Here is an 8,277-nt window from a genome sequence, read left to right as displayed (position 1 = left end):
ATCAGGAGCTTTGGCAAGGCACCTCTTTTGGAAAATGCCCTGAGAATATCCATGGGCAACCGTGAGGAAAATGATGCTGTATTTAAGGCTGTAAAGGCCTTTGTGGAGGAGCAGAATTAATATGCGTACAGGAAAGGTTATCCGCGAAACAAAGGAAACTTCTATTGATTTAACCATCAGTCTTGATGGCAGGGGTGTATCCGATATTGATACCGGTATTGGTTTTTTTGATCATATGCTGAATCTCTTTGCTGCCCACGGACGTATGGATCTGGTTGTAGGCTGTAATGGTGATATCGATGTGGATGGTCATCATTCTGTAGAAGATATTGGTATTGCCTTGGGAGAGGCGGTAAAGCAGGCTTTGGGTGACAAGAAGGGAATTAATCGTTATGGCACCTTCTATTTGCCTATGGATGAAACGCTGGTAATGGTATCCCTTGATATAAGCGGCAGACCGTTTTTGGTATACGATGCCGGTGGTCCTATGGCCCCAATGATTGGTAAGTATGACACTGAGCTGACCGAGGAATTTTTGCGGGCCTTTGCCTTTAATGCTGGCATTACTCTTCATGTAAAGATCATGTATGGCACCAACTCCCATCATAAGGTGGAGGCTATATTCAAGGCTCTGGGCCACGCCCTTAGAACAGCTGTAAAAATAGATCCGGAGGCTGCGGATGAGATTCCTTCTACCAAGGGAATGCTGTAAGCTGAAAGGAGTCAATTTATGATTGCGGTTATTGACTACGGGGTGGGGAACCTTTTTAGTGTTGAGAAGGCCTTTGCCCAGTTTACTGATAATGTGAAGGTGACCAGCGACAAGGCAGAAATAGAAGGCGCTGAGAAGCTGGTTTTGCCGGGAGTCGGGGAATTTGGGGCCTGTATGAAGAATTTGGAGGCCTCCGGACTTATTCCCACTATTATGGAAAGAATCTCTGCCGGAGTGCCGCTTCTTGGAATATGCGTGGGCCTGCAGGTGTTGTTTGAGGGCAGCGAGGAATCTCCTGCTGCCAAGGGCTTGGGTGTTTTCAAGGGCATGGTTAGAAAAATCAATGCTCCGGGCTTAAAGGTGCCCCACATGGGCTGGAATTCCGTGGAATTTGCCCAAAAGGATTTGTGTTTATTTAAGGATGAGCCCGATGTACCGTATTTCTATTTTGTTCATAGCTATCATGCAGTTCCGGAGGATAGCTCCATTGTGGCTGCTACTACAGAATATGGTGAAAAGCTGACGGCGGCAGTAGCCAAAGACAACGTAATGGCCACCCAGTTCCATCCGGAAAAATCCGGGGATGTGGGTCTGCTGATTATCAAAAACTTTATCGAGAGTTAATATAGAAATTAATTTTTGCAAGGCGTTATTGGAAGGAAGATAATATGCTTATTTTTCCAGCTATAGATATTCGTGGAGGTAAGGCTGTACGCCTCTATAAAGGGGATTTTTCCCAGGAGACGGTTTTTGGTGAGCCAGAGGAAATGGCTGCAAAATGGGAAGCTCTTGGGGGACAGTATCTGCATCTGGTGGATTTGGATGGTGCCAGAGCGGGCAAATCCATTAATCTTGATGTGGTAAAGAAAATAATTGCCAAGGTCAATATCCCTGTGGAATTAGGCGGTGGCATCCGCACCATGGAAAATATTGATGAGGTCCTGGCTGCAGGGGTTCAGAGGGTTATTTTGGGCTCCGTGGCTGCCAAGAATCCTGCTCTTGTAAAGGAGGCCTGTGCCAAGTATGGAGAGCGGGTAGTGGTAGGCATCGATGCCAAGGATGGTATTGTGGCTGTGGATGGCTGGGAGGTTTCCGGAAACGTGGAGGTTGGAGCTCTTGCCAAGGAAATGGCCAAGGCCGGTGTGAAAACCATTATTTACACAGATATTTCCCGTGACGGCACTCTTGAAGGGGTAAACGTTGAAGCTACTGCCAAGCTAGCCAGAGAAAGCGGCATCAATGTGGTGGCCTCTGGTGGCGTTAAATCCATTGAGGATATAAAGGCCCTTCTGCTTTATGAAAAGGATGGCATAGAAGGGGTTATAGTTGGTAAATCCATTTACACAGGTTCCCTTGATTTATCAGAGGCTATTAAGGTTGCATTCAGGGCAGAGGAGTGATAAGTATGTACACTAAGAGAATAATTCCCTGCCTTGATGTAAAAGGAGGCCGTGTCGTTAAGGGCACAAATTTTGTGGGACTTAGAGATGCCGGTGATCCGGTGGAGCTGGCCCGTCGTTATGATGAGGAACGCTGTGATGAGCTGGTCTTTTTGGATATAACTGCTTCCAATGAACAGAGGGACACCATAGTACAGGTGGCCCGGGACTGTGCCTCTCAGGTGTTTATTCCCTTTACTATAGGGGGAGGTATACGGACACCTGAGGATATGCGTAAAATGTTGAAGGCCGAGGCGGATAAAACCTCGGAAAATTCTGCAGCAGTTAAAAATCCCGATATCATCCGACAAGGTGCAGAAATCTTTGGCAGTCAGTGTGTGGTACTGGCTGTGGATGCCAAAAAGACAGGTGATGATAAGTGGGAGGTATTTGTGAATGGCGGACGTACTCCTACGGGAATAGATGTGATAGATTGGGTCAGGAAGGGTACTGAATTGGGAGCCGGAGAAATTCTGCTTACCAGCATGGATGCGGACGGTACCAAGGATGGCTATGATATTCCTCTTACCAGGGCTGTTTCTGAGGCTGTTGATGTTCCTGTTATTGCCTCAGGCGGAGCAGGAAAGCTGGAGCATTTTTATGATGTGCTGACCATTGGAAAGGCAGATGCAGTATTGGCTGCCTCAGTGTTCCATTATGGACAGTTCACTATCAGACAGGTGAAGGAATACCTGCGGGATAGAGGAATAGAAATGAGATTTTAAAATATAAGGAACTAGCACAGTTGACTTCAGCGAGAGACTCTGGGCTAAAACTATTGTTTTGCGTTTTAATTAACAGCAAGAAAAGTCGAACTCGCTTCGCTCAAACAACGACATTTTCTCGCTGTGTAAGAATGCAAAAAATAGTTTCTTAACGCCCATCGCTCAATGCTTCAGTCAATCTGCACTTGTTCCTTAAATATCAATTATAAATGGCAGTGGCTCTTTTGCCTCTGTCAGAGGTAACTACAAATGGAGGGATACACTATGATTGACATTTCAATGATTAAATTTGATGAAAAGGGCCTGGTACCAGCCATTGTTCAGGAAGAAAATGGCCAGGTGCTGATGATGGCATACATGAATGCTGACTCTCTCCAAAAAACCATTGAAACGAGAACCACCTGGTTCTGGAGCCGTAGCCGCAAGACATTATGGAATAAGGGTGCTACATCCGGGAATGTGCAGGAGGTAAAGGACCTGTATTATGACTGTGATGGAGATACCCTGTTGGTTATAGTTCATCAGAAGGGTACTGGTGCCTGCCATACTGGTACATATTCCTGCTTTAGCGGTCGCAGGCTGCTGAACAATGAAAAGGCTTTGGCTGTGGTTGATCAGCCGGAGAAATATTATCTGGCCAATATCATGAACGAGCTTTATGATGTTATTAAGGACCGCCAGCTGAATCCAAAGGAAGGCTCTTACACCAATTATCTGTTTGAAAAGGGACAGGACAAGATTCTTAAGAAGGTTGGCGAAGAAGCTGTAGAGACAATTATTGCCTCCAAGAACAATGATAAAAATGAAATCATCTATGAGATGGGTGATCTCTGGTATCATTGTCTTGTGCTGATGGCTTACCACAATATCAACCCGGAGGAAGTTTTCTGCGAGCTGGTAAATCGTCATAATGGTGGTGATTATCATAAATTTACAGGTAAAACCGGTATTCGCCCCGTAGATTAAATTAATAATGTATTTAAAACGCCTGTCCTTTGCGTTATAATTATATGTAGTGATACTTTGAAGGGCAGGCGTTTTTTATGTACAAGGATATATTTAAGGCTTTGCGTGAGGCATCCCTGGTAAAAAATAATCTTAATACAAGAAAGATTAACCATAAAGAAGTGCCTATACCACAAAAGCCATATCCTGAAGATGCCCAGCTGATAGCTTTGCCGGAGCCGGATTATCTGGAGGATAAGGAAGTCAGCTTTTTGGAGCTGATGGAGCTTCGTTCTACTATTCGTGAATACAGTGAGCGACCTCTTACCATGAAGGAGCTGTCATTTCTTCTGTGGTGCACCCAAGGAGTTAAGATGGTGCTTCCTGCTGGTGCCACCAAGCGTACCGTGCCTTCGGCCGGTGCCAGAAACGCCTTTGAAACCTATCTTTATATAGATAAGGTTAAGGGCCTTGAAAAGGGGTTATACAGATTTTTGGCCTTTGAGCATGCACTTTTGCCAGTTGATACTGGGGATGATGTCAAGGAAAGATTGCAAAAGGGCTTCAATAAAATAAATATGTATGATGCTAGTGCCGTTACCTTTATGTGGGCGGCAGTTCTTGACAGAATGGACTATGCCTTTGGGGGAAGGTCATTGCAGTATCTTTATCTTGATGCTGGTCATGTATGCCAAAATCTTTATTTGGCTTGTTACACCCAGGAAATTGGATGCTGTGCTATAGGTCATTTTAATGATGAAGAGCTGAATCGCGAATTAGGCCTTGATGGGGAAGAAGAATTCATGGTCTATGCGGCACATGTGGGCAAAATCAGATAAAAGGGGTTGAGTTATTATGGCTCAGAATACAAGAGAGAGTTCTATTTTTGCACCAATGACAGGAAAAATAGTGGATTTAATAGAGGTGCCTGATGATACCTTCTCCAAGAAAATGATGGGTGACGGCGTGGCCATTATTCCAAAGGATGGTATGCTGTACAGCCCTGTAAGCGGTGTAGTATCTGTAGTGGCTGGCACCAAGCACGCTATTGGATTCCAAACGAATACGGGCCTTAATATTTTGGTTCACGTTGGTCTGGAGGGCCATGAGGTGGCGGACAAGACGACCATTTTACATGTCAAGCAGGGACAGCGGGTTCAGGCTGGCGATCTCGTGGCAGAGTATGATTTGGGGGCCTTTGAGGAAAAGGGTATTAATACGATTACTCCGGTTATTCTTGTAAATGAAGAAGAGGATGACACGGAAATCAAGGCCAACGTAGGGGATGTTGAAGCCGGTGCCGGTGAGATTTTTAAGGTCGTTGAAATAATAAAGGAAGAGCCCCCTGCCGAGGAGGAAAAGCCCGCACAGGAAGAATCTAAGGCTGCAGAAGCTTCTGACAAGGAAGTAAAGGAGCCACCAAAGGATGTATCCGTTATTGACGAGCTAAAAAATGAAAGCGAGGAGTTCCTTAAGGATTCCACTAACTGGGTTAAGCTGGGAGCGATGTTTGTGGGGCTCGTGGTAATAATGGTTGTTATTTTCGTTACCATAGGTGTATTTCTGAACAGTGGCGGCGGAGAGTAAAAGTAAGTATAGCAGTTGTGGAGGATTTTATGGAGCTGGAGCAGGATATTCAATATTTGAAGGGAATCGGACCCAAGAAGGCTCAGCTCCTTAAAAAGTTAGGTATTAGCAAATTATTTGATATGCTGACCCATTATCCACGGGGATATGAGGACCAAAGCAGTATTACTCCTATTGGAGGGCTGAAGCCAGGTGAAAAGTCTACTATTTCCGGCGTTATAACCTCTCTACAGGAAAAAAGAGCCGGTCGTCGTAATATGCTTATTCTTACCGCCATGGTTAGTGATGGCACTGGATTTGTGCAGATTACATGGTTTAATCAGCGGTTTTTAAAGGCGAAGCTAAAGGCTGGTAAAAAGGTTTTTGCTACCGGAAAGGTGGAGTTTGCTTTTGGTGGTCAGGGGCAGTATGCCATGAGTCAGCTTTCCTCCTTTGAGATAATGGACGCTGATGAGGATGAGACCAAGGGGCTGGGGATACTTCCTATTTACCCTTCCACTGATGCCCTTAACCAAAAGTTTTTCCGAAAATCTATCAGAGAGCTTTTAAATAGCGTGGATACAATTCCAGAGGTAATACCTGAAAATATTGCTAACCGTTATAGGCTATTGCCACGTGGTGAAGCCTTTTGGGGGATTCATTTTCCTGACAGCTTTGCCAAGGTTAAGCAGGCCAGAAACCGTCTGGCTTTTGAGGAGCTGTACCTTATACAGTGCGGTCTTATGATGCTGAAAAAACGGACGCAGGAGAAAAAACAGGGCATAAGACATGGGCTCAACAGCGTACTGGTGGAAAAGCTTATGGGAATACTGCCCTTTAAGCTGACCGGGGACCAGCGACGGGCCTGGAATGATATATGCAATGATATGGAGAGCTCTGTGCCTATGCGCCGTCTGGTACAGGGTGATGTGGGCTCCGGCAAGACGGTTATCGCTATGCTGGCCCTCGTAAAAACAGTAGAAAACGGCTATCAGGGGGCCCTTATGGCTCCTACGGAAATTTTAGCCAGACAGCATTATGAAGGTTTCGTAAAACAACTGGAGCCACTTGGATTAAAAGTGGCTCTTTTGTCCGGAAAGCTTACGAAAAAGCAGCGGGAGCAGATTTATGAGGAGCTGGCAGCTCAGCAAATAGATATTGTAATCGGAACCCATGCCCTTATTCAGGAGCAGGTGGCCTTTAAGAAGCTGGGGCTGGTGGTAACAGACGAGCAGCACCGTTTTGGCATCAATCAGCGGGCTGAGCTGGAAAAAAAGGGTATCCTTATGCCAGATGTGCTGGTTATGACGGCCACCCCAATTCCCCGTACCATGACTTTGACTGTATATGGTGACCTGGACGTGTCACTTATTCAGGAGCTGCCACCTGGCAGAAAGCCAGTGAGGACCTTCGTGCGCACTCCGGACAGGCGTGAGCTTATTTATAAATTTATGAGAGACGAAATTTCCAAGGGGCGTCAGGGCTATGTGGTGTGTCCTCTTATTGAGGACAGTGAGGAAAGCAATCTTTTGTCTGCTGAGGCAGTTTATGATGAGCTGACTCACGGTATTTTCCGGAATATCCCCTGCGGACTTGTTCATGGTAAGCTAAAGCAGAAGGAAAAGGAAGCCATCATGCAGGAGTTCTATGAAGGGCATATTAAACTGCTTGTGGCCACAACAGTTATAGAGGTAGGCGTAAATGTTCCTAACGCCAGTATGATGGTAATTGAAAATGCCCAGCAGTTTGGCCTGGCCCAGCTCCATCAGCTCAGGGGGCGTATCGGCCGTGGTGAATACAGCTCTTATTGCGTGCTGGTGACAGATGGGAAAACTGAAGTGTCCAAGGAACGTATGCGTATTATGGAGACCACCTCTGATGGCTTTGTATTGGCGGAGGAGGATTTAAAGCTTCGTGGACCGGGACAGTTCTTCGGTTCCATGCAGCACGGTTTGCCGGATTTAAAGATTGCTGATGTATTGCAGGATATAGATATTTTATTGGAGGCTCGCCGGGCAGCCCTTGAAACCATGGAAAACAGAGTGGATCTGGATTATGTACTGCCAATTCTGGAGCTTCAGTACAAAGAGCATTTTATGAATATTACCGATACATAATTAGTGTAAAAATAGTGAAAAAATAGTGAAAAAATTGCATCCTAAATAATGGCGTCATAACAGATACCTAACTATACTATCAACTCAAATGCAGGTTATCAACAGGCAATGCGGATAACCTGCTTTTTTAGTGGATAGCTTTCGGAATAATCATATGATAAATTTACCATTACATTTATCCTCTGTTTTCCCATTGGTAAATAAAAATTATTAATAATTGAAATAAAATACTATACTGTATCTGTATTTTATACAGTATTTTGTATACTTTGTTTTTGTTTATAAAAATGGGTATGCTTTTTATTGACTTGTATGTTAACCGATGTATAATTATTGGTATGATGAATTGGGGCGTATTCTATTTTTTAGATGTTAGGAGGTAATCATATGTTTAAGCGTGTTCTTATTGCTAATCGTGGCGAAATAGCTGTCCGTATTATCCGTGCCTGTCAGGAGCTGGATATCGAAACTATAGCTGTATACTCTGATGCTGATGCCGATGCCCTGCATGTCAGACTGGCGGATAAAGCCGTAAATATCGGACCAGCGGATGCTCAGGAAAGCTATCTTAATAAAGAAGCAATCCTTAACGCTGCAATTCAGACAAAAGCTGATGCTCTTCACCCCGGTTACGGCTTTTTGTCGGAGGATGCAGATTTCGCAGAACAGGTAACAGATGCCGGTATTACATGGATTGGGCCAATGCCGGAAACCATTCGTCTGGTGGGGGATAAGGATATCGCAAGAGCCTCCATAATGCCGTCGGGTATTCC

Annotated in this window: 9 protein-coding genes; all 9 read left to right on the top strand. The window is 45.0% G+C overall.

Translation table 11 applies throughout. The features are described from left to right. Nucleotides 1–121: 121 nt before the first annotated feature. The gene (hisB, locus tag ACKI5G_RS01645; RefSeq protein ID WP_407397022.1) at nt 122–712 is read left to right on the top strand and encodes an imidazoleglycerol-phosphate dehydratase HisB; all 591 of its coding nucleotides are present in this window, start codon (nt 122–124) and stop codon (nt 710–712) included. Between the two features lie 18 nt (nt 713–730). Next, entirely contained in the window at nt 731–1,336 is a 606-nt protein-coding gene (hisH, locus tag ACKI5G_RS01640) for an imidazole glycerol phosphate synthase subunit HisH (RefSeq protein ID WP_407397020.1), read from the top strand. Between the two features lie 44 nt (nt 1,337–1,380). After that, nucleotides 1,381–2,112, top strand: a complete 732-nt coding sequence (hisA, locus tag ACKI5G_RS01635; RefSeq protein ID WP_407397018.1) for a 1-(5-phosphoribosyl)-5-[(5-phosphoribosylamino)methylideneamino]imidazole-4-carboxamide isomerase — start codon at nt 1,381–1,383, stop codon at nt 2,110–2,112. A gap of 5 nt (nt 2,113–2,117) precedes the next feature. Next, nucleotides 2,118–2,876, top strand: a complete 759-nt coding sequence (hisF, locus tag ACKI5G_RS01630) for an imidazole glycerol phosphate synthase subunit HisF (protein WP_407397017.1) — start codon at nt 2,118–2,120, stop codon at nt 2,874–2,876. Nucleotides 2,877–3,140: 264 nt separating this feature from the next. Continuing rightward, complete coding sequence (gene hisIE / locus ACKI5G_RS01625; RefSeq protein ID WP_407397015.1) at nt 3,141–3,842, top strand: bifunctional phosphoribosyl-AMP cyclohydrolase/phosphoribosyl-ATP diphosphatase HisIE; 702 nt, start codon at nt 3,141–3,143, stop codon at nt 3,840–3,842. A 77-nt stretch (nt 3,843–3,919) separates the two neighbouring features. Further along, nucleotides 3,920–4,660: a SagB/ThcOx family dehydrogenase gene (locus ACKI5G_RS01620; protein WP_407397013.1), complete on the top strand. Its 741-nt coding sequence runs from the start codon at nt 3,920–3,922 to the stop codon at nt 4,658–4,660. 16 nt (nt 4,661–4,676) lie between these two features. Then, nucleotides 4,677–5,408 (top strand): PTS glucose transporter subunit IIA, encoded by a 732-nt coding sequence (locus tag ACKI5G_RS01615; RefSeq protein WP_407397011.1) that lies wholly within the window; start codon nt 4,677–4,679, stop codon nt 5,406–5,408. Nucleotides 5,409–5,425: 17 nt separating this feature from the next. Continuing rightward, nucleotides 5,426–7,504 (top strand): ATP-dependent DNA helicase RecG, encoded by a 2,079-nt coding sequence (gene recG / locus ACKI5G_RS01610; protein WP_407397009.1) that lies wholly within the window; start codon nt 5,426–5,428, stop codon nt 7,502–7,504. Nucleotides 7,505–7,891: 387 nt separating this feature from the next. Then, nucleotides 7,892–8,277, top strand: a 386-nt coding sequence (locus tag ACKI5G_RS01605; protein WP_407397007.1) for a biotin carboxylase N-terminal domain-containing protein, incomplete at its 3' end; no start/stop codon positions are given.

The organism is Anaerovibrio sp. (assembly GCF_045637405.1).
Taxonomy (GTDB): Bacteria; Bacillota; Negativicutes; order Selenomonadales; family Selenomonadaceae; genus Anaerovibrio.
The sequence above is the reverse complement of the archived record's forward strand: the minus strand, read 5'-3'. Positions and strand labels throughout refer to the sequence as shown.